This window comes from Streptomyces sp. CA-294286 (genome assembly GCF_050947155.1).
Taxonomy (GTDB): domain Bacteria; phylum Actinomycetota; class Actinomycetes; order Streptomycetales; family Streptomycetaceae; genus Streptomyces.
Genome location: NZ_CP192005.1, coordinates 1,511,875 through 1,530,982, shown reverse-complemented (window position 1 = coordinate 1,530,982; position 19,108 = coordinate 1,511,875). Strand labels below are relative to the sequence as shown.

Sequence of the window (19,108 nt, the reverse complement as noted above, 5' to 3'; positions counted from 1 at the left end):
TCGCTTGGTCCACCCTAGAATCGACACTTATTGATCGCAAAGTGTCACTTTGCGTTGCTTTTTCCTGGTGTGTCCTCCTCGGTACAGGTGGTGGGACCGCCGTACTCGGGCAGTGCGAGCGTCGCCACCGCTCCGCCGTCCGGCGCGTTGTGGAACGTCAGCCGGGCCCCGATCGCCTCCGCCTGGCCGAGGGCGATGGTCAGCCCGAGGCCGTGTCCGCCCTTGCTGCCGCCCGCCTCGGTGCGGAAGCGCTGGGGACCGTGTTCCACCAGGTACGCCGGATAGCCGTCCCCGTGATCACGCACGGTGACCTCCGGGCCCTCGACGGTCACCAGGACCGGGGCGCGGCCGTGCTTGTGCGCGTTGGCCACGAGATTGCCCAGGACGCGTTCGAGGCGCCGCCGGTCGGTCTCCACGTGTGCGTCCCGCACGATCCTGACCTCGGTGGCGGGCGCCGTGCCCAGCGCGGACGCCGGATCCGGCGTACCCGTCGCGCCGATGCCCCGTACGGCCCGCTCGGCGAGCGGACCCAGTGGGTGCACGTCCAGCTGGAGCCGCTCGTTGCCCGAGTCGAGCCGGGAGATCTCCAGCAGGTCCTCGGTCAGCCGTCGCAGCGTGGCCACCCGGTCCCGCACCAGCTCGGACGGGCGGCCCGGCGGCAGCAGTTCGGCGGCGGCGGTCAGACCGGTCAGCGGCGTCCGCAGTTCGTGGGCGACGTCGGCGGTGAAGCGCTGCTCGCTGAGCAGCTTGCCCTGGAGGGTCCCGGCCATGGTGTCGAGCGCTCCGGACACGGTGGAGACCTCGTCCTGGTGCCGGCCGGGGTCCCGGTTGCGCGGGTCGTTCACCCGGGCGTCGAGGTCGCCCGCACCGATCCGCCGGGCGACGCGGGCGGTCTGGTGCAGCCTGCGGGTGACCCGCGTGACGGCGAACGCGCCGACCAGGAGCGTCGCTCCGATGGCCAGGACGGACGAGCCGATGATGGCCCGGTCCAGGCCGGTGATGGTCTCGACGCTCTGCCGGTAGTCCATCGCCACGGCGAGCGCGCGCCCGTCCGCGGGCCTGGCCGCCCACATCCGGGGACGGCCTTCGAGGTCGTCCCCCACCTGGCTGCCCTGCCGGCCCCGGAGGGCGAGATCGCGCAGCGAGGAGGGCAGGCCCGGCAGGTCGAGCCCGGCACCGCGCGGCAGCGCCTCACCCGCCTCGTACGCCTCACTGGCCCGCTCCAGCTTGTCCAGCACCTTCTCACGGGCCTGCTCGACGGTCTGGTGCGTCACCGACACGTGCACGAGCGTGCCCAGGAAGAAGGCGAGGAGGCAGCAGATGACGGTGAGGAAGGCGAGCGCCTTCCAGGTCAGCGACGCGGTCCAGGCGGGCCACCGCAACCGCACCCGTCTCACCGGTCCCACCGCCCCGCATCGCGCGCGGAGCCGCGCCCGGCTCGCTGCGACTCCGTTCCCGTTCCTGCCGTCGGTGCACTCCCGTCACCGGGTCCCGGCCCTGGCTCCGGCTCCGACCCGGGTTCCGGCCCCGGTCCCCTTCCCGGTCCGGTGCCCGGTCCCGTCCCGGGGCCCGTTCCGCTGTCCGTTCCGGGCTCGGGTCCTGTCCCGGGTCCCGTTCCGCTCTCCGTCCCGGTCTCCGGAGCCGTTCCGCTCTCCGTTCCCGGCGACCAGCCGCTGTGCACGATCTGGTCCTGGGTGGCGAGCATCGCGTGCTGGCGGGCGTCCCATGTCCACGCCGTCCGGTACTCGTAGCCGGAGATCCCGGCGGGCACCCTCAGTACCAGGTCCCGGCCCGCGAAGGCCACGCTGATCACGGCGTCCGACGTGCCCAGGATCCGGGTCAGCCCGCCCTCCTCGGCGAGGTACGCGCGTATCGCCAGCTGTCCCTCCGGCATGGTGACGCCGATGATCAGCTCGTCGCGTCCGTCGCCCGTCAGGTCGCGGTAGTACGGCGGCAGCACCGGGCACTCCCGCGGCTTCTCCCGGCAGGCGTCCAGCTTCGTCACGGTGTCCTTGTAGAGGCCCGTGGGGCCGCTGTACGTGTCGGGGTGGGCGGCCGTCTCCGCCTTCACCACCGCCACCGGGTCCACCTTGCGCACATCGCCGTCCGGCACCTCGATGCCCTCTGCCCGCTCCGTTTCCCCCACCCCGTAGTCCTCGGCCGGAGCCTTGGCGGGCGGCAGGGTCGGCCACAGCCGCACCGGCCCGACGGCCGTCGGAACGGCCCCCGCGCTCTTCAGCTCGCCCGCTTGCGCGCAGCCGACGGCCGCCCCGGCGAGGAGCACCAGCGCCGCGGCAGCCCGCACGGCCCGTCCCGGCGGCACGCGCGGTGCCGGGACGGCGCGCTCCGGGGGACGGGCGCGAAAGGCGGGCCCCGCCCTTCGGGCCGGGCCCGGACGTCGACCGGGCCGACGCGGTTGGCGGATCAAGGACTCCCCTCCCTGCCGGCCCGCTACTGCACGAGGTCGGCGAAGAAGATGATGTTGTCGGAGCGATGGCCGTTCTTGATCGGGCCTCCGCAGGTGATGAGGCGTAGCTCGGGGCGGTCGGTCTTCCCATAGACCTTATTCGTCGGGAAGTCCTTTTTGTCTACTTGCTGGATCTCGCGGATCCTGAACCTGACCGTGCTGCCGTCCGCCCGGTCGACGGTGATCGGGTCGCCGACCTCGACCTCGGCGACGTTGCGGAGCAGCGCCGGGCCTCTCGCGGTGTCGTAGTGCGCGACCAGGATCGAGGCGCCCGTCTCGCCGGGGGTGACGGAGCCGGTGTACCAGCCGGGCTTCCCGGCGTCGGGGACCGCTGGAACCTCCAGTTCCCGGTTCCCGTCCAGCCCCAGCTCCAGCATGGCGCTCGCGTGCACCCCCGCGGAGGGGACGGACAGTCCGGTCGGCCGGGACGCCTTGAGTGGGGCCCTGTTCCCGGGTTGATCCTGTCCCTGCTTCTGTCCTTGCGTCCGGCCCTGCCCCTGGCCCGGGGAGGAGGGCCCGGGGGAGGCGGGGGCGGTGGTGGCGTTCTCGACGTGCACGTCCGGGGCCGCCGAGGTGCCGCTTCCACCGCAGGCGACGAGTCCGCCGCCGAGGAGGGTGAGAGCGGCGATGAGCGAGGTCGCGAGCCCGGGCCTGCGGGGCCGCTGCGTGCTGGGCTCGATCGTCGCACTCATGCGATAAGACTAAATGTCCGCCCTTGTGGAAGCTCACCCCTCTTGTCGCGACTGGCCGCCGGTGCTCGTCGCCGCTCTGCGAGTCCCGTCCAGGGGTCCCTCGGGGCTACTGGTAGGGGTTCTGCTGCCGAGTCGCCCCGCCGGGCCCCTGGCCGTACGTCTGCTGCCCGCCGTGCGGTCCCGGCCCCTGTGCGCCCGGGTCTCCCTGCGCGGCCTGCGCCTGGAGGCGCTCGGCCTCCTCGCGCTCCACGCGTCGCTCGGCCCCGCAGAACGTGCACTGGGTGGCGTACTTCGACGAGACCGTGAACAGCGGGACGAAGAACAGCGTGAACTTCGTGACTCGTTTGCGCAGCGCGTGCGCCGCCGGATTGCCGCACTGCCCGCACAGCAGCATCAGCATCGCCATCTGGTGGACGTATCCCTTGGTGCCAAAGATGATCATCGCGCCCCCGATCCCCGGACGCGGACTCCGCGCCTCGGCCGGTACCGCTCCGGCCGTACCCGGAGAACGACCGGCGCGCCCGCAGGGTTCCCGCCGGTCGCCGGAAACGGCCGTGCAACGGGCGGACTCGGTCGACTCCCGGTCAACTCCTCTCCGTGGCCGTTCAGTTGTTGCCGCGAAGCCCCTTCTCCTGTTCCCATGTCAGGGGGTGATGGACGATGAAGCCACTGCGCGTCGTACCCGGCCGCGGTCCGGTCGGCGCCCGCCTGTACGTCGGTCTCGCCGACGGCCGCAGCCTCGCCTGGTACGACCGGGACACCGGCCGGGTGAGTCTGCTCGCGGACGGGCGGCGCGAAGACGTGCTGGCCGCGCTCGCGCCGTACGTCACCGGCCCCGTCACCGTCGGCCCGCCGCCCGTCCCCACCCCCGCCGACCTGGTGCGCCTCGCCCTTCACCCGGACGACGACCTGGCCCCCAACCGTCCCGGCGAGGCCCTGCACACAGCCCTCGCCGACACCCCGCCCACCCGCCGCCTCCGCCCCGACCCGCAGCGTGAACGCCTTGCCGCCCTCCAGGCCGTCGGTGACGAACTCGACACCCTGGAGCGGGCGGGCTGGCGCGTCCTGCACAGCGTTCCGCTTCCCGGGCAGGCGCACCTGGACCACCTCCTGATCGGTCCTGCCGGTCCCTTCTCGGTCCACACCGTTCCGTGTCGCCGCCGCTTCCGCGCCGACGCGCCCGCGGCCGCGATCCACCTGCGCCGAGCTGTCCGCGACGCCGAACGCGCCTCCTTCGTGCTCGCCGCGGCCGTCCGCCCGGTGCTGGCCGTGGCCGGGACCTCCCGCATCGACGGCCTGCCTTCCTTTGACGACGTACTCCTTCTCTCCGAGGGCGACGCCCGGACCGTGTTGGCCCGCCTGGGCGGCGTACTGAAACCGGCCGACATCGAGTCCCTGTACGCGTCGGCGCGCGACCGGCACACCTGGCTGCGGGCGTAGGTCTTCGCTCCACGGATGCGGCAGGGCCCGCGGTGTCCAAGGGATGCGGCAGAGCTCGCGCTGTCTCAGGGGCGGTGGGCAGGGGTGCGGCGTCTCGCGGGGACGCTCACCGGTCCGGCAGGGCCCGCGCCCGGTTGGGGTTGAGCAGCGGTCCGAGGAGGTCCCCGTGTCTCTTCAGCCGTGCGGGGACATCCGGCGCCCGGAAGACCAGCGACGCCGGGGCCGTGCGCCCCGCCTCCACCTCCTCCCAGGTCACCGGCGTGGACACGGTCGGCTCGGCCCTCGCCCGGAGGGTGTAGGGCGCGGCGGTCGTCTTCGCCGCGGAGTTCTGGCTGAAGTCCACGAACACCCGCCCCTTGCGCAGCGCCCGCGTCATCCGGTGCACCACCAGCCCCGGCAGGGACGCCTCCGCCTCGACCGCGAGCGCCTTCGCGTACGCGCTCACCTGCTCCGACGGCGTGGGCTCCACCGGCACCAGCACGTGCAACCCCTTGGACCCCGACGTCTTCACCCAGGCCCCCAGTCCGTCGGCGCCCAGCCGCTCCCGCAGCCACAGCGCCACCTCGCAGCACTCCGCCACCGTCGCCGGCGCACCGGGGTCCAGATCGAACACCATCCGGTCGGCGATGCCGGGGCTCTCCGCCCGCCACTGCGGAACGTGGAACTCCACCACCAGGTTCGCGGCCCACATCAGCGTCGAGAGGTCCGCCACCAGCACCTGCCGCGACACCACCCCCTCCGAACGGGTGACCTCCACCGTCCGCACCCACGAGGGCTTCCCCGGCGGCGGATTCTTCGCGAAGAACGTCTCGCCCTCCACGCCGTCCGGGTAGCGCAGGAAGGACATCGGCCGGTCGTGCACATGGGCCAGCAGCGCCCCGGCCGTCGTGGCGACGTAGTGCAGCACCTCGCCCTTCGTCGTGCCGGTGGCCGGATAGAGGACCTTCTCCAGATTGCTGAGGGCCAGTCGCCGACCCTCCACCTCCGTCATGGGGGACATAACATAAGAATCCCACCGAAAGGGATCACGGGCATGAGGTCGATCTGGAACGGCAACATCTCCTTCGGGCTGGTGAGCATCCCGATCAAGCTCTTCAACGCGACCGAGAGCCACGCCGTCTCGTTCCGCCAGATCCACACCGCCGACGGCGGACGCATCCGCTACCGCAAGGTGTGCGAACTGGACAACGAGGAAGTCGAGTCCGCCGAGATCGGCAAGGGGTACGAGGACGCCGACGGCTCGATCATCCCGATCACGGACGAGGACCTGGCCGCCCTCCCGCTGCCCACCGCCCGCACGATCGAGATCGTCGCCTTCGTTCCGCTGGCCTCGATCGACCCCCTCCAGATGGGCCAGGCGTACTACCTCTCCGCCAGCGGGGTCCCGGCCGCCAAGCCGTACACCCTCCTGCGTGAGGCACTGTCCCGGAGCCGCAAGGTGGCCATCGCGAAGTTCGCCCTGCGCGGGCGCGAACGCCTGGGCATGCTCCGCGTCGTCGACGACGTCATCGCCATGCACGGGCTGCTGTGGCCGGACGAGATCCGCCGTCCGGAGGGCATCGCACCCGAGACCGACGTCACCGTGCGCGACGCCGAACTCGACCTGGCGGACGCCCTGATGGACACCCTCGGCGAGATCGACCTCGACACCCTGCACGACGACTACCGCGAGGCGGTCGAGGAACTCATCGCCGCGAAGTCCGAGAACGGCGGGGCCATTTCGCCCGCCGAACCGGACTCCGGCAGAGGCGGCGCCCAGGTCATCGACCTGATGGCCGCCCTGGAGAACAGCGTCCGCGCGGCCAAGACCTCCCGGGGCGAACACGCGGACGGCGAAGGGGACGCGGACGGCAAGGACGCCGAGGTCACCGACCTCAAGTCCCGCAAGAAGGCGTCGGCCCGGAAGTCGACGGCGGAGAAAACGGCCGACGCGCCGACGAGGAAGAAGTCCGCGGCCTCCGGAAGCAAGAAGACGGCAGCCAAGAAGACGGCCGGCACCAAGGCGGCCGGCACCAGGGCGACCAGTACCGGGGCGACGGGTACCAGGACGGCGGGCGCCAAGGCGACGGGAACGGGCACCAGGGCGGCGGCCAAGAAGAAGACGACCGCGGCGAAGAAGACGGCGGCGAAGAGCACGGCGACGAAGAAGGCCCCGGCCGCGAAGACCTCCGCGAGGAAGCGGGCGTCCGCCTGACCTGCGGGGACGGGGACGGCACCCCGCACGCGTGACGTGCGACCTTGGCGCGCACCTCGCGCACCTTCTCGGGTCACGCCCGCGCACCTCGCGCACCTCGCGCACCTCGCGCACCTCGCGCACCTCGCGCACCTCGCGCACCTCGCGCCCTCTCGGGTCGCGTCCTCGGGCAGGGCCTCTGGGGCGCCCCGGAGCAGGGCTTCCGGGTCGCCCCGGGTCGCCCCGGGTCACCCCCTGCGGGTCGGCTCCTGCGGGTCGGCCCCTCGGTCCACTCCCCTCGGGTCGCGCCCCCGAGCAGGCTCCTCCGGGTCGCTCCCCTCGGCCCCCGGTCAGGTTTTTGCGGTCAGGTCTCCACGGTCGTTTGCAACACCTGTACCCCCCCCCCGGGTTCCCGGGCCCCCTTCGGGTCGCCGCTTACGGGCCACTTCCTGCGGGTCGCCCCCTCGCGGCCACTCCCTACAGGCCGCGGTCAGGTCTTCGCGGTCGCTTGCGGCACGTGGTCGCCCCTCGGGCCCCCGTCCTCCAGCGAGCCCCTCCCGCTCGCTCCGTCCCCGGTCGGCGTCGGCGTCCTGCTGTCCGACCAGGCCGACCAGAGCGTGGCGTACCGCCCGCCCGCGGCCACCAGCTCCTCGTGCGTTCCCGTCTCGACGATGCGGCCGTCGTCGAGCACCACGACCCGGTCCGCCGTCGCCGCCTGCGGCAGCCGGTGCGCGACCAGTACCCCCGTACGCCCCTCCAGCGCCCGCGTCGCGGCCGTCTCCAGGACGCGCGCGCCCGCACTGCCCGCGTCCGCGGTGGCCTCGTCGAGGATCGCGATCGGCGGATCGGCGAGCACGAGGCGGGCCAGCGCCACCTGCTGGGCCTGGGTCACGGTGAGCCGGTGGCCCCCCTCGCCGACCGTCGTCGCCGTCCCGTCGGGCAGCGCGTCCGCCCATTCCAAGGCGCCGACCCGGTCGAGCGCGGCGCGCAACTCCCCGTCGGTGGCACCGGGCCGGGCCAGCCGCAGATCCTCGGCCAGCGGCCCGGCGAACACGTGGACCTCCTGGCTGATCAGCGTCACCGTCCGCCGTACGCCCTCGGGCCCGAGGTCCCGGGCGTCGACGCCGCCGAGGGCCACCGTCCCGGAGTCCGGCCGGTGCACGCCCGCGATCAGCTTCGCGAGGGTGGTTTTGCCGGCGCCGCTCGCACCGACGAGTGCGACCCGCTCTCCGCTGCGTATCTCCAGGTCGACGTCGTGCAGCACGGGATGTCCGGGTGCGTACGCGTGGCCGAGTGCGGAGACCCGTATCGAGCCGTCGTCCGGCCGCGCGGCGGCACGGCCGTGCCGCGCCTCGCGCTCGTCGGGCAGTTCCGTCACTCCCACCAGCCGCGCCAGGCTCGCCCCCGCCGACTGTGCCTCGTCGATGAGGAACAGCGCCGCGTTGACCGGGTTGAACAGGCTGTGGAAGTAGAGGGCCGCCGCGGTCGCCGTGCCGATGCTCACGGCCCCGTCCTCGACGAGCACGAAACCGGTGGCCAGGACGGCGGCCAGACCGACGTACTCGGCGATGTTGAGCCGCGAGAAGAACCCGGAGACGAGCCGGATGCCGCGTACCGCGATGTCCACCGACTCCTGCGAGCGCTGTTCCAGCTCGCGCGTGTGCACGGCGTTCAGCCGGAACGCCCGCACGGTCCGCACCCCGCCCACGCTGTCCAGGAGCTGATGTTGCAGAGCGCCCGCCGCCACCCGGTGCGCGGCGTACACAGGCGTGGAGCGCGGCAGGTACCACCGCACCGTCAGTACGTGGATCGGGACCACCACCAGCACGGCGAGCAGGAACCGCCAGTCCAGTACGGCCAGTCCGACCAGCGTCAGGACGATGGTGAGGGCGGCGGTGCCGAACTCAGGCAGCGCCTGCCGCACCGCCTTCGCCATCAGTGCCACGTCCCCCGTCACCCGGGACGTCAGATCGCCCGAACCGGCCTTCTCCACGCGTTCGAGCGGAAGGTGCAGCGCCCGCTCGACGAATCGTTCCCGCAGCCCGGCCAGTACGGTCTCGCCGAGCCGCGCGACCAGCGAGGTGCCGACCGCGGTGGCGATGCCCCGCGCCACCGCGACGACGAGCAGCAGCACCATCGGCAGCACCAGCGAACCCGCGCCGCGCCGCTCCACGACCAGGTCGACGATGCGGCCCAGCAGGGGAGCGGTCAGCAGCCCGATGGCCGTGCCGACGACCAGCACGGTCACGGCACCCACGGCCGCGAGACGATGCCGCCGCAACAGCGCACCGACGGCGGCCCGGGTCTGCCCACCGGTGGCGATGGGCAGCAACTCCCGCTCCGACGCGCCGGCTTCCTCGCCCCCGGGACCGTCACCCGAGTCCGGGTGCGCGTCACCCGGACCGGAGCCCGGAGATGCGCTGCCCCGGCCCGGCGTCGTGTCGCCGCTTCCGTGACGCTCGGCGTCCGGCCCCGCGCGGCCGTCGTCCTCCGCCGTGCCCGCGCCCTTCTCGTACGTCATGCCCGCGCCCTTCGCCCTGCTCGTGCCCGTACCTGCCCCTGCACCCGAGGACGCGGCGCATGCAACCGCATCCGTTCCCGCCCCCGAAGCTGCCGCGTCCACACCCGCGCCCGCACCCGGCCTCGCACCCGCACCTGGGCCCGCCCCCGAGCCCGAAGCTGCCGCGTCCGCACCTGGCCCCGCACCCGCACCTGGCCCCGCCCCCGTACCCGCACCTGACCCCGCCCCCGAGCCCGTAGGCGCCGCCCCCGCTCCCGTCCCCGCGTCCCCGCGTGCGCGTCCGTCCGTCATGCCAGCACCGCCGAGCGGTACGACGCGTCGGCAGCCACCAGGTCCGGGTGGCGGCCCTCCGCGACGACGACGCCCCTGTCGAGGACCACCACCCGGTCGGTGACGGCCAGCAGGGCGGGGCTGGTGGTGACCAGGAGGGTGGTGCGCCCGTGCCGGAACTCCCGGAGCCGGGCGGCGATCCGGGACTCGGTGACCGTGTCCACGGCCGTCGTCGGGTCGTGCAGCACCAGTACGGGACGGTCCGCGGCGAACGCCCTCGCGAGCGCCACCCGCTGCCGCTGCCCGCCGGAGAGCGACCGTCCGCGTTCGGTGAAGACGGTGTCGACGCCGTCGGGCAGAGCGGCGGCGACCTCGTCCGCTGCTGCGGCGCCCATGGCCGCGCCGAAGGCCTCCGGGCCGAGGGAGGTTCCGGCCCGTACGTTGTCGAGCATGCTCCGTTCGAAGAGGTCCGCGTCGTGGTGTGCGACGAGGATGGACCGCCGTACGACGTCGGGATCGAGCGAGGTCAGCGGCACCCCGTCGAGTTCCACCGTGCCCGCTTCGGGGTCGCGCTCCCGCCCGAGGCACAGCAGCAGGTCGTCCGCCGCCGCCGGGTCCTTGGCGACGACGCCGACGAGGCTGCCGGCCGCGACGTCGAGATCGACCCCGCGCAACGCCCCCTGCGCCACCCCGCACAAGCGCAGCGCACCGACAGCCGCACCACTCGCACCATCCGCGCCAACCCGTCGCGCCTCCGACGCCTCCTGCGCGCCAACCGCCTCCGACGCCTCCCGCGCACCGACCGCCCCAGTCGTCCCGCGCACCACGGCCGTCCCTATGAGCCCGGCCGACCCGGAGATCCCCACCGACCCGGGGCTCCCAGCGACAGCAACCACGGGGACTCCATCCACCCCGGTACCGCCCACCGCCGCCGGCGACCCCAGCACCTCCGCGATCCGCCCGGCCGACGCACGTCCCTGGGCGAACTCCCCGTTCACGTACGTGAGCAACTGGAAGGGCCCGAGCAGGAACTGCGCGAGCCCCACGGCCGCCACCAGTTCGCCGACACTGATCGTCCCGCGCATCGCGAGGTGCGCGCCGACCAGACCGATGGCCGCGATGAAGATCCCGGTCAGCGCGAGGATCGCACCGTCGTGCCACGCCCTGCTCCCGGCGGCCCGGAGCGCCGCCGCGAGCGAGTCCCGGCTGGTCCGCCGGTACCGGGCCACCGCGGCCGACTCCGCACCGATCCCCTTGAGCACCCGCAGTCCGGCGACCAGGTCGGCGGCCACGCCCGAAGCGTGCGCGGCCCGTTCCTGCTCGTCCTCGCTGCGCCGTTCCAGAGGCCGGCTGATCCGATGCCCGAGCCACATCAGCGGCGGTATGCCCACCAGCACGAGCAGCCCCAGCGGCACCGAGATGCGCAGCAGCGCCACCGCACTGACGACCAGCCCGGCGACCGCGGACACGAAGTACGGCAGTACGCCCACCACCCCGCCCACCCGCTTCGCGTCCCCGGTGGCGACGGCGGTCAGCTCGCCCGGCAACCGCCCCTTGTCCGCCCCGCCGCGTGGGTCGAGAACCCGCGCGCCGAGGTCCAGCCGCAACTGGTGGGCGGCCTGTTCACCGGCCTGTTCGGCGATCCTGGCGGAGGTCCGGTAGCACGTCGAGAGGACGAAGAAGAGCGCGGCCAGGACCAGCAGCCAGCGCAACAGGGCCCCGGAGGCACCGGTGGCCACCGCGTCGTCGATGACGACGCCGATGACGACGGGCACCATCGCCTCCGACCCCTGATGGCCCACGGCGAGCAGCGAGGCCGCCGCGACCTGCCGCCGCCGTCCCCCGATCGCCTTCCGGAGGACATGACTCCCCGCCGGTCCTGCGTCGCGCATGCGGATCTCCCACTGTGACGGCCATGTGCCCGGACGCCGGTCGTCCGGCGATCGGCCGAGGCCATGGTGCTGCCCCATACGATACGTTCGGTAAGCCTCACCTAAGTGACCGGCTGCCGCCTGGACACCGGGTCCCGTCCCGGGTGCCGGCTTCCGTCGGCGCACGCGGCAGAGCGCAACCGTTCCACCGGTCGACCGGGGGGCCGCTGTCGGGCGACTTCGATCCGCACTCACGCAAAAAGCTGAGGGCCGGTCAGGGAAATCTGACGGCCCTCAGCGTAAAGCTCTGCCCCGCCTGCTCCACCACCTGTGCGGCCACGCCCTTCGGACCGCCGCTTCCCGGCATCCGTACGGTGTGGTCCCCGAAGTCCGCCACGAGATCGAGGCGGCCACCGAGAGCTTCGACGTAGCGTGCGAGCACGTCCAGAGCGGCCACTTCACCATGCTCGATCCGGGAGACGCGCGCGATGCTCACGTGCATCCGGGTGGCGACCTCACGCTGCGCGAGACCGTAGCTCTTTCGCGCCTCGGCCAGTTGGTTGGCGACCACGCGCTTCTGCGAGCAGTAGACGGGTGCCTGCCTGCACTTCGGCGGGGTCGGCACCGGCCGCGTACAGCTGCTCCTCCAGGGGTTCCCAGTCCTGCGGCGTCTTCTTCGGCATTCCGGCTCCCAGGTCCCCTCGGCGTACTCGCGGGAGAGAGCCTCTGCCACGGGGATGTCCTCCCGGTACCAGCGCTCGCAGTTTCCGGCTTGTCGCCGCCGAGGAGGAGCAGAGCGGAGCGCGTCGGATCGAATGCGAAGACGATCCGGATCTCCGAGAGCCCTCCGGAACCCTCGTACGGATGAGGCCGGGTGATCACAGCTGCCCGTCGGCTTGAATGGTCCGCGTGAAAATTTACGTGGGCTTCAGCGAGACCGATCTGCGGCGCCTGGCCGGGCCCCGCTCCTTCGAGCGCGGCCAGGGCTATCGGGACGCTGTGAGCCGTCTGGAGGTGGAGGACGGCTGGTTCTCCGCCCGCGTCCAGGGCACAGAGGTCTACGAGGTCGAGATCACCGTGGACGGCGCGGGAGCCCTGTCCGGCGCGTGCTCCTGCCCGTACGGGCAGGAGGGGAACTTCTGCAAGCACTGCGTCGCGGTGGGACTGGCAGTCCTCAACAGGGCGTCGGACGTTCCGCGCCAGCGGTCGGCTGCCGCTTCCCGCACCAAGGGGCTCGCACGGTGGCTGGAATCCCTGCCCCGCGAGGAGCTGCTCGCGCTGGTGCGTGAGCAGGTCGAGCGGGACCGCGGGTTGCGTCGTCGCCTGGAACTGCGCGCGGCGACCGCTCGCCGCGACGACCCCGTCGTACGGGAGCGAGTCCTCGCCCTCCTCGATCCGACGCCCTTCGCGAGTTACGGGTACGTCGAGTGCGCCGACGCCCACGCCTACGCCCAGCAGGCGTCCGAAGCCGTCACCGCACTGCGCACCCTGACCTCCGACGGCCGGGCCGCACTGGCCGTCACCCTGGCGCGCGAGGCGATGGCGGCGCTGCACCGTACGTACGAGGACATCGACGACTCCTCCGGAAGCGTGGGCTCCGTCGCCGAGGAGCTCTCCGAGGCCCACCTGGAGGCCTGCCGGTCGGCATGCCCCGACCCGCTGGAGACGGCCGAGTGGCTGGCGCGGCACCTGCTGGGCAGCGACTACGACGCCTTCGACACCGACCCGTACGACTACCGCGAGAGCCTCGGCACGGACGGTCTGGCCCGGCTGCGGCAGCTGGCAGCCGAGGCCTGGCGGCGCAAGCCGTCCGGCTGGGCCGAGAAGTACCTGATGGAGCGACTGGTCAAGTCCACCGGCAACGTGGACGAGCTGATCGCCGTCCACGCGGCAGACCTTTCCCCCACGGGCGACACCCACCTCACGATCGCCCACGAACTGGAAGCGGCGGGCCGCCCCGGTGAGGCGCTGGAGTGGGCGGAACGCGGACTGCGCGAGCTGACCGAGCCGCATCGCGGCGGCAGCGCCCTGGAGGACTACCTCTGCGAGCGTTACACCGCAGCCGGTCGTCCCGCCCGCGCGACCTCCGTGCGCCGGGACGGCTTTCGAGCCCGCCGCACACTCGCCGCCTACAGGCTGCTGCGCGAGTGCGCGCGAGCCGACGGCACTTGGGAACGCGAGCGCCCGGCAGCCCTGGAACTGCTCCGCGAGGACGCCGCCCGCTCCCGTCCCCGCTGGTACGGCGCCCCGGTGCTGATCGACGCCCTGATCGACGACGGCGACCTGGCCACCGCCTGGCAGACAGCCATGGAAGGCCGGGCCACCGAGCACCAGTGGCTGACTCTCGCCGACCTGGTACGGAAAGACCGGCCCGCCGACGCGCTGCCGGTGTACCTCCGTCTGATCGAACCCCTCAAGAAGGTCACCGGCAATGCCAACTACCAGCAGATCGCCCGCCTGCTGCTCGGCGCCCGGGAGTGTCACCGACGTCTCGGAACACGACAGGAGTTCGCCGCCTACCTGACTGCCCTGCGCGCCGAACAGAAACGCAAGCGCAACCTGATGAAGGTCCTCGACCAGCACGGTCTGTGAGGGCGCTGCCGGAAACTCGTGCATCGACGGCGGGCCGTGCCGGAGCGTTGCCCCAAGAGCCCGTTGCCGCGCTGCGGCGATGTTTACGGAAAGCGGCCCGGAGGTCGCGGAACGGGCGGCCTCGTCCTTGGGCGTGCTCCTGCCGCGGCGAAACCGGCCCTCAGACCTTGTTGACAGTGACCTGGCTGCCGCACAGGGCGGTGAGGTCCTCAGGGGCGGAGGTGAGAACGGTGACGGGGCCGGGGGCGGCGAGGGCCGTGGCACCGAGCATGGCGTCGATGGCGTACTTGTGCCCGTGCAGACCGGCATCGGCCAGAAGTGCGGCGGCGCGGCGGCGAGGAAGGGCGACGAACAGTGCGCTGGGCGGAAGCGGTGTTCCTGTGCTGCGGTCGCCCCGGGAGCGACCACCCGCGCGGGATCCTCGAATCGCCCGACCCGCACCAACGCACAAGAACTGAGGGCCAGTCAGGAATCTGACTGGCCCTCAGTGTGGAGCTCTGCCCCATAAGTGCACTGACCTGCAAAATGCCGAACAGGTAAGTGCCCCCGGCAGGATTCGAACCTGCGCACCCGGCTCCGGAGGCCGATGCTCTATCCCCTGAGCTACGGGGGCGTGTCACGCGGTGTGTCGGCGACGTGGTGAACCTTACCAGCTCCTCGCCCGTGCCCGTGAACGGATAACCGCACGCCACGCACGTCGCCGTCGCGTCAGCAGCCCCTCCGCACCTCCCCGGCACGGTGCGGAAGTGGAGAAAAGCCGGACGCGGCAAGGGAGTCCGACCTACTCTCGAAGGGTGTCGGGCGCGTTCGGCCGGGTCCTCGTCGTCGACGACAACAAGGTCATCCGGCAACTGATCAAGGTCAACCTCGAACTGGAGGGCTTCGAGGTCGTGACCGCCTCCGACGGTGCCGAATGCCTGGAGGTCGTGCACCGGGTCCGCCCGGACGTGATCACGCTGGACGTGGTGATGCCCCGGCTCGACGGGCTCAGCGCGGTCGCCCGGCTCCGGGACGATCCTCGGACCTGCGGGCTGCCGGTGGCCATCGTCAGCGCCTGCACGCAAGGAGAAGTGGAGAGCGGCCTGGCCGCCGGGGTGGACGCCTTCCTCTCCAAGCCCTTCGAGCCCGCCGAACTGGTGCGACTGGTGCGCAGGCTGGCGGGTCAGGAGGATGACCCGCCGTCGGACGACGGCGGGTACAGCGCCGGATACGGCACGGGGCTCAGGGGCGGCTACGAGGCCGGGCGCAGCGGCAGGTACGACGCCGGGCGCGCCCGGTGCGGCCGGGCCGACCTGCGGCTGGGAGGCCGCTCGCGTCCTGGTGGGTGCCCGGGAACGCCGTCCGCGCCGCCCAGATACTGAAACCGGTTCGCGGGAGGACCCCCCTCCTCGCCTAGGCTTGGCGCGTGACCCCCGCAGAGCTCTCCCGTACCGTGCTGCGCGTCGTGCGCCGCGCCGTCGAGGAGGACGTACTGCCCGCTCCGGTGCCCGAGCGGGTCGCCGTCGAGCGCACCCGCCCCGGCGGTACGGGGGACTACGCCAGCAACGTCGCCCTGCGTGTCGCCCGGGAGGCCCGGATGCCGCCGCGCGAGGTCGCCGAGTTGCTGCGGGCACGGCTGACCGGCACCCCCGGGATCGCCGCCGTGGAGGTCACCGGCCCCGGCTTCCTGAACTTCCTCCTCGCCGCGGACTCGGCGGACGAGACCGTACGGGAGCTGCTGCGCCGGGGGCCGGTGCGGACCGACGCGCTGCCGCTTCTCGAGCCCGGCCCCGAGGCGCTCGCCCGGCTCGGGCACGACGCCGCCGTGTGGGGGGCGCTGCTGCCCGCTCCGGACGCCGAACTCCTCGCCCAGCACGAGCGGAACCCTCTCTTCCGGGTGCGGTACGCCTACTCCCGCACGAGGGCGCTGCGGAGGAACGCCGCCGACCTCGGCTACCGCGCCGCGTACGAGACGCCCGTGCCCGCCCCGGAACTGATCGGCCTCCTCGGCGGTTACCCCGTCGAGCTGGACGTCGCCGTCCGGCTGCGTGCGCCCGAACGTCTCGCCCGGCACCTGGTCGCCGTCGCCGACGCCTTCCTGCGTTTCCACGACACCCGCTTCCCCGGCGCGCACCGCGAGGGCGCGCGGTACGTCCTGCCGCTCGGCGACGAGAAACCCTCGGCCGCCCACCGCTCCCGGCTGGCAGTCGCCGAAGCCGCCGGGACGGTGCTGGCCGGTGGCCTGTCCCAGCTCGGCGTCAGTGCACCGGACCGTTTGTGACGTGCGCCAAGGCGTACGCGGAGAAGTGAGAGAAGAAGCATGAGCCGTTCCGCCCACCCCGCCGGGCCCCGCCACGCCGACGTCTACCCGGAGGGCCACTACACCGCCCCGGCCGACGACCTCAACGCCCTCGACGAGAAGGTCTGGGCGCGCACCGTGCGCCGGAACGAGGAGGGCGTGGTCAGCGTCGGCGGCAGGGAAGTCACCCGGCTGGCCGAAGAGTTCGGAACTCCCGCCTACTTCCTCGACGAGGCCGACTTCCGTGCCAGGTGCCGGGCCTGGGCCGACGCCTTCGGCACCGAGGCCGACGTGTTCTACGCGGGCAAGGCGTTCCTCTCGCGGGCCGTGGTGCGCTGGCTCAAGGAGGAGGGGCTGAACCTCGACGTGTGTTCCGGCGGAGAGCTGAGCACCGCCCTCGACGCCGGCATGCCCGCCGAGCGGATCGCCTTCCACGGCAACAACAAGTCCACCGAGGAGATCGTCCGCGCCGTCGAGGCCGGGGTCGGGCGGATCGTCCTCGACTCCTTCCAGGAGATCGTCAGGGTCGCGCACATCGCGCAGGAGCGCGGCAGGCGTCAGCGGGTGCAGATCCGGGTGACGGTCGGCGTCGAGGCGCACACCCACGAGTTCATCGCCACCGCCCACGAGGACCAGAAGTTCGGCATCGCGCTCGCCGGGGGACAGGCGGCGGAGGCCGTGCGCCGGGCGCTGAAGCTGGACGGGATCGAGCTGATCGGGATCCACTCGCACATCGGGTCGCAGATCTTCGACATGGCCGGTTTCGAGGTGTCCGCGCGGCGCGTCGTACAGCTCCTCGCGGAGGTGCGCGACGAGCACGGCGTCGAACTGCCCGAGATCGACCTCGGTGGCGGCCTCGGCATCGCGTACACCTCCGAGGACGACCCCCGTGAACCGCACCACATCGCCAAGTCGCTGACCGAGATCGTCACTCGCGAATGCGAAGCGGCGAAGCTCAGGACCCCGCGGATCTCCGTCGAGCCGGGCCGCGCGATCGTCGGCCCGACCGCCTTCACGCTGTACGAGGTCGGCACCGTCAAGCCGCTGGAGGGCCTGCGCACGTACGTCAGCGTCGACGGCGGCATGTCGGACAACATCCGCACCGCGCTGTACGACGCCGAGTACAGCGTCGCGCTCGTCTCGCGCCGCTCGGACGCCGAGCCCATGCTGGTACGGGTCGTCGGCAAGCACTGCGAAAGCGGTGACATCCTGGTACGGGACGCGTTCCTGCCCGCGGACATCGCCCCCGGCGACCTGCTCGCGGTGCCGGCGACCGGCGCGTACTGCCGGTCCATGGCGAGCAACTACAACCACGCGTGCCGCCCGCCCGTCGTCGCCGTCAAGGACGGCGCGGCGCGGGTGATCGTACGGCGCGAGACCGAGGAAGATCTCCTGCGGCTCGATGTCGGCTAGTGGAATCCTCGTCTCACGCACTGGACGGGGGATAGAAACACCCGTCCGGTGCGTGAGACTGGTCGAACCGTAAGAAGTATGAGGAGTGAGGTCGGATGATGCGTACGCGTCCGCTGAAGGTGGCGCTGCTGGGCTGTGGTGTGGTCGGCTCAGAGGTGGCGCGCATCATGACGACGCACGCCGACGACCTCGCGGCCCGCATCGGCGCCCCCGTCGAGCTGGTCGGGGTGGCCGTACGGCAGCCCTCCAAGGTGCGCGCGGGAATCGACCCCGCGCTCGTCACCACCGACGCGACCGCCCTGGTCAAACGGGGCGACATCGACGTCGTCATCGAGGTCATCGGCGGCATCGAGCCCGCCCGCACCCTCATCACCACCGCGTTCGAGCACGGCGCCTCCGTCGTCTCCGCGAACAAGGCCCTGCTCGCCGAGGACGGCGCCGCACTGCACGCCGCCGCCGAGCAGAACGGGCGCGACCTGTACTACGAGGCGGCCGTGGCGGGGGCCATTCCGCTCGTCCGGCCGCTGCGCGAGTCCCTCGCGGGCGACAAGGTCAACCGGGTGCTGGGCATCGTCAACGGCACGACCAACTTCATCCTCGACAGGATGGACTCGTCCGGAGCCGGTTACTCCGAGGCGCTCGACGAGGCCACCGCCCTCGGGTACGCCGAGGCCGACCCGACCGCGGACGTCGAGGGCTTCGACGCCGCCGCGAAGGCCGCCATCCTCGCCGGGATCGCCTTCCACACCCGGGTGAAGATCGGCGACGTGCACCGCGAGGGACTCACCGAGGTCACCGCCGCGGACATCGCTTCCGCAAAGCGGATGGGCTGCACCGTCAAGCTGCTCGCCATCTGCGAGCGCGCCGCCGACGGCAACTCGGTCACCGCGCGCGTGCACCCGGCGATGATCCCGCTGACGCACCCGCTGGCCTCCGTCCGCGAGGCGTACAACGCGGTCTTCGTGGAGGCTGAGGCAGCGGGTCAGCTCATGTTCTACGGCCCCGGCGCGGGCGGCCCGCCCACCGCGTCCGCCGTGCTCGGCGACCTGGTGGCGGTCTGCCGCAACAAGCTCGGCGGCTCCACGGGACCCGGCGAATCCGCGTACACCCGGCTGCCGGTCAGCCCGATGGGCGAGGTCGTCACCCGGTACCACATCAGCCTGGACGTGGCCGACAAGCCCGGTGTGCTCGCCCAGGTCGCCACAGTCTTCGCCGAACACGACGTGTCCATCGACACCGTCCGTCAGTCGGGGAAGGACGGCGAGGCATCCCTCGTCGTCGTCACCCACCGCGCGCCCGACGCGGCCCTCTCCGGGACCGTCGAAGCGCTGCGCAAGCTCGACACCGTCAGAGGTGTCGCCAGCATCATGCGTGTTGAAGGGGAGTAAGGA

The 19,108-nt window shown here is 72.5% G+C and carries 15 protein-coding genes, 1 tRNA gene and 1 pseudogene; 7 read left to right on the top strand and 10 right to left on the bottom strand.

Annotation, left to right across the window (positions count from 1 at the left end; all coding sequences use genetic code 11):
- Positions 1-44: 44 nt before the first annotated feature.
- The 4 genes from ACQPZG_RS11305 to ACQPZG_RS11290 form a co-directional block, all read right to left on the bottom strand.
- Positions 45-1,388, bottom strand: a complete 1,344-nt coding sequence (locus ACQPZG_RS11305) for an ATP-binding protein (protein ID WP_433549361.1) — start codon at positions 1,386-1,388, stop codon at positions 45-47.
- A 5-nt stretch (positions 1,389-1,393) separates the two neighbouring features.
- Complete coding sequence (locus ACQPZG_RS11300; RefSeq protein ID WP_433545671.1) at positions 1,394-2,305, bottom strand: hypothetical protein; 912 nt, start codon at positions 2,303-2,305, stop codon at positions 1,394-1,396.
- Positions 2,306-2,451: 146 nt separating this feature from the next.
- On the bottom strand, positions 2,452-3,159 hold the full coding sequence (locus ACQPZG_RS11295) for a class F sortase (RefSeq protein ID WP_433545670.1): 708 nt from the start codon (positions 3,157-3,159) through the stop codon (positions 2,452-2,454).
- Positions 3,160-3,265: 106 nt separating this feature from the next.
- On the bottom strand, positions 3,266-3,601 hold the full coding sequence (locus ACQPZG_RS11290; RefSeq protein WP_433545669.1) for a zinc-ribbon domain-containing protein: 336 nt from the start codon (positions 3,599-3,601) through the stop codon (positions 3,266-3,268).
- A gap of 218 nt (positions 3,602-3,819) precedes the next feature.
- Here ACQPZG_RS11290 and ACQPZG_RS11285 point away from each other — a divergent pair, with 218 nt between their 5' ends.
- On the top strand, positions 3,820-4,599 hold the full coding sequence (locus tag ACQPZG_RS11285) for an NERD domain-containing protein (protein ID WP_433545668.1): 780 nt from the start codon (positions 3,820-3,822) through the stop codon (positions 4,597-4,599).
- Between the two features lie 106 nt (positions 4,600-4,705).
- On the opposite strand, the gene ligD is transcribed toward ACQPZG_RS11285, so the two are convergent.
- Positions 4,706-5,599: a non-homologous end-joining DNA ligase gene (ligD, locus tag ACQPZG_RS11280; RefSeq protein ID WP_433545667.1), complete on the bottom strand. Its 894-nt coding sequence runs from the start codon at positions 5,597-5,599 to the stop codon at positions 4,706-4,708.
- Between the two features lie 33 nt (positions 5,600-5,632).
- On the opposite strand from ligD, the gene ACQPZG_RS11275 reads away from it, so the two are divergent.
- Positions 5,633-6,793: a Ku protein gene (locus ACQPZG_RS11275; RefSeq protein WP_433545666.1), complete on the top strand. Its 1,161-nt coding sequence runs from the start codon at positions 5,633-5,635 to the stop codon at positions 6,791-6,793.
- Positions 6,794-7,262: 469 nt separating this feature from the next.
- Here the strand turns inward: ACQPZG_RS11275 and ACQPZG_RS11270 are convergent, their stop codons facing one another.
- From ACQPZG_RS11270 to ACQPZG_RS11260, 3 genes are all read right to left on the bottom strand, one after another.
- Positions 7,263-9,293, bottom strand: a complete 2,031-nt coding sequence (locus ACQPZG_RS11270) for an ABC transporter ATP-binding protein (RefSeq protein WP_433545665.1) — start codon at positions 9,291-9,293, stop codon at positions 7,263-7,265.
- 287 nt (positions 9,294-9,580) lie between these two features.
- Positions 9,581-11,455 carry an ABC transporter ATP-binding protein gene (locus ACQPZG_RS11265; RefSeq protein WP_433545664.1) on the bottom strand — a complete coding sequence of 625 codons (1,875 nt, stop codon included), beginning with the start codon at positions 11,453-11,455 and terminating at the stop codon, positions 9,581-9,583.
- 253 nt (positions 11,456-11,708) lie between these two features.
- Positions 11,709-12,167 carry a helix-turn-helix domain-containing protein gene (locus ACQPZG_RS11260; protein WP_433545663.1) on the bottom strand — a complete coding sequence of 153 codons (459 nt, stop codon included), beginning with the start codon at positions 12,165-12,167 and terminating at the stop codon, positions 11,709-11,711.
- Positions 12,168-12,343: 176 nt separating this feature from the next.
- On the opposite strand from ACQPZG_RS11260, the gene ACQPZG_RS11255 reads away from it, so the two are divergent.
- Positions 12,344-14,026: an SWIM zinc finger family protein gene (locus ACQPZG_RS11255; protein WP_433545662.1), complete on the top strand. Its 1,683-nt coding sequence runs from the start codon at positions 12,344-12,346 to the stop codon at positions 14,024-14,026.
- Positions 14,027-14,186: 160 nt separating this feature from the next.
- Here ACQPZG_RS11255 and ACQPZG_RS11250 read toward each other — a convergent pair.
- Positions 14,187-14,360, bottom strand: a pseudogene (locus ACQPZG_RS11250) (DNA-binding protein); the annotation flags it as partial.
- Between the two features lie 207 nt (positions 14,361-14,567).
- Positions 14,568-14,639: transfer RNA gene (locus ACQPZG_RS11245), tRNA-Arg, on the bottom strand.
- A gap of 181 nt (positions 14,640-14,820) precedes the next feature.
- On the opposite strand from ACQPZG_RS11245, the gene ACQPZG_RS11240 reads away from it, so the two are divergent.
- The 4 genes from ACQPZG_RS11240 (at position 14,821) to ACQPZG_RS11225 (ending at position 19,105) form a co-directional block, all read left to right on the top strand.
- Positions 14,821-15,387 carry a response regulator gene (locus tag ACQPZG_RS11240; RefSeq protein WP_433545661.1) on the top strand — a complete coding sequence of 189 codons (567 nt, stop codon included), beginning with the start codon at positions 14,821-14,823 and terminating at the stop codon, positions 15,385-15,387.
- Positions 15,388-15,431: 44 nt separating this feature from the next.
- Positions 15,432-16,286, top strand: a complete 855-nt coding sequence (gene nrtL, locus ACQPZG_RS11235) for an ArgS-related anticodon-binding protein NrtL (protein WP_433545660.1) — start codon at positions 15,432-15,434, stop codon at positions 16,284-16,286.
- 39 nt (positions 16,287-16,325) lie between these two features.
- Positions 16,326-17,717, top strand: coding sequence for a diaminopimelate decarboxylase (lysA, locus tag ACQPZG_RS11230; protein WP_433545659.1), 1,392 nt, complete (start codon positions 16,326-16,328; stop codon positions 17,715-17,717).
- Positions 17,718-17,815: 98 nt separating this feature from the next.
- Complete coding sequence (locus tag ACQPZG_RS11225) at positions 17,816-19,105, top strand: homoserine dehydrogenase (RefSeq protein WP_433549360.1); 1,290 nt, start codon at positions 17,816-17,818, stop codon at positions 19,103-19,105.
- Positions 19,106-19,108 lie beyond the last annotated feature (3 nt).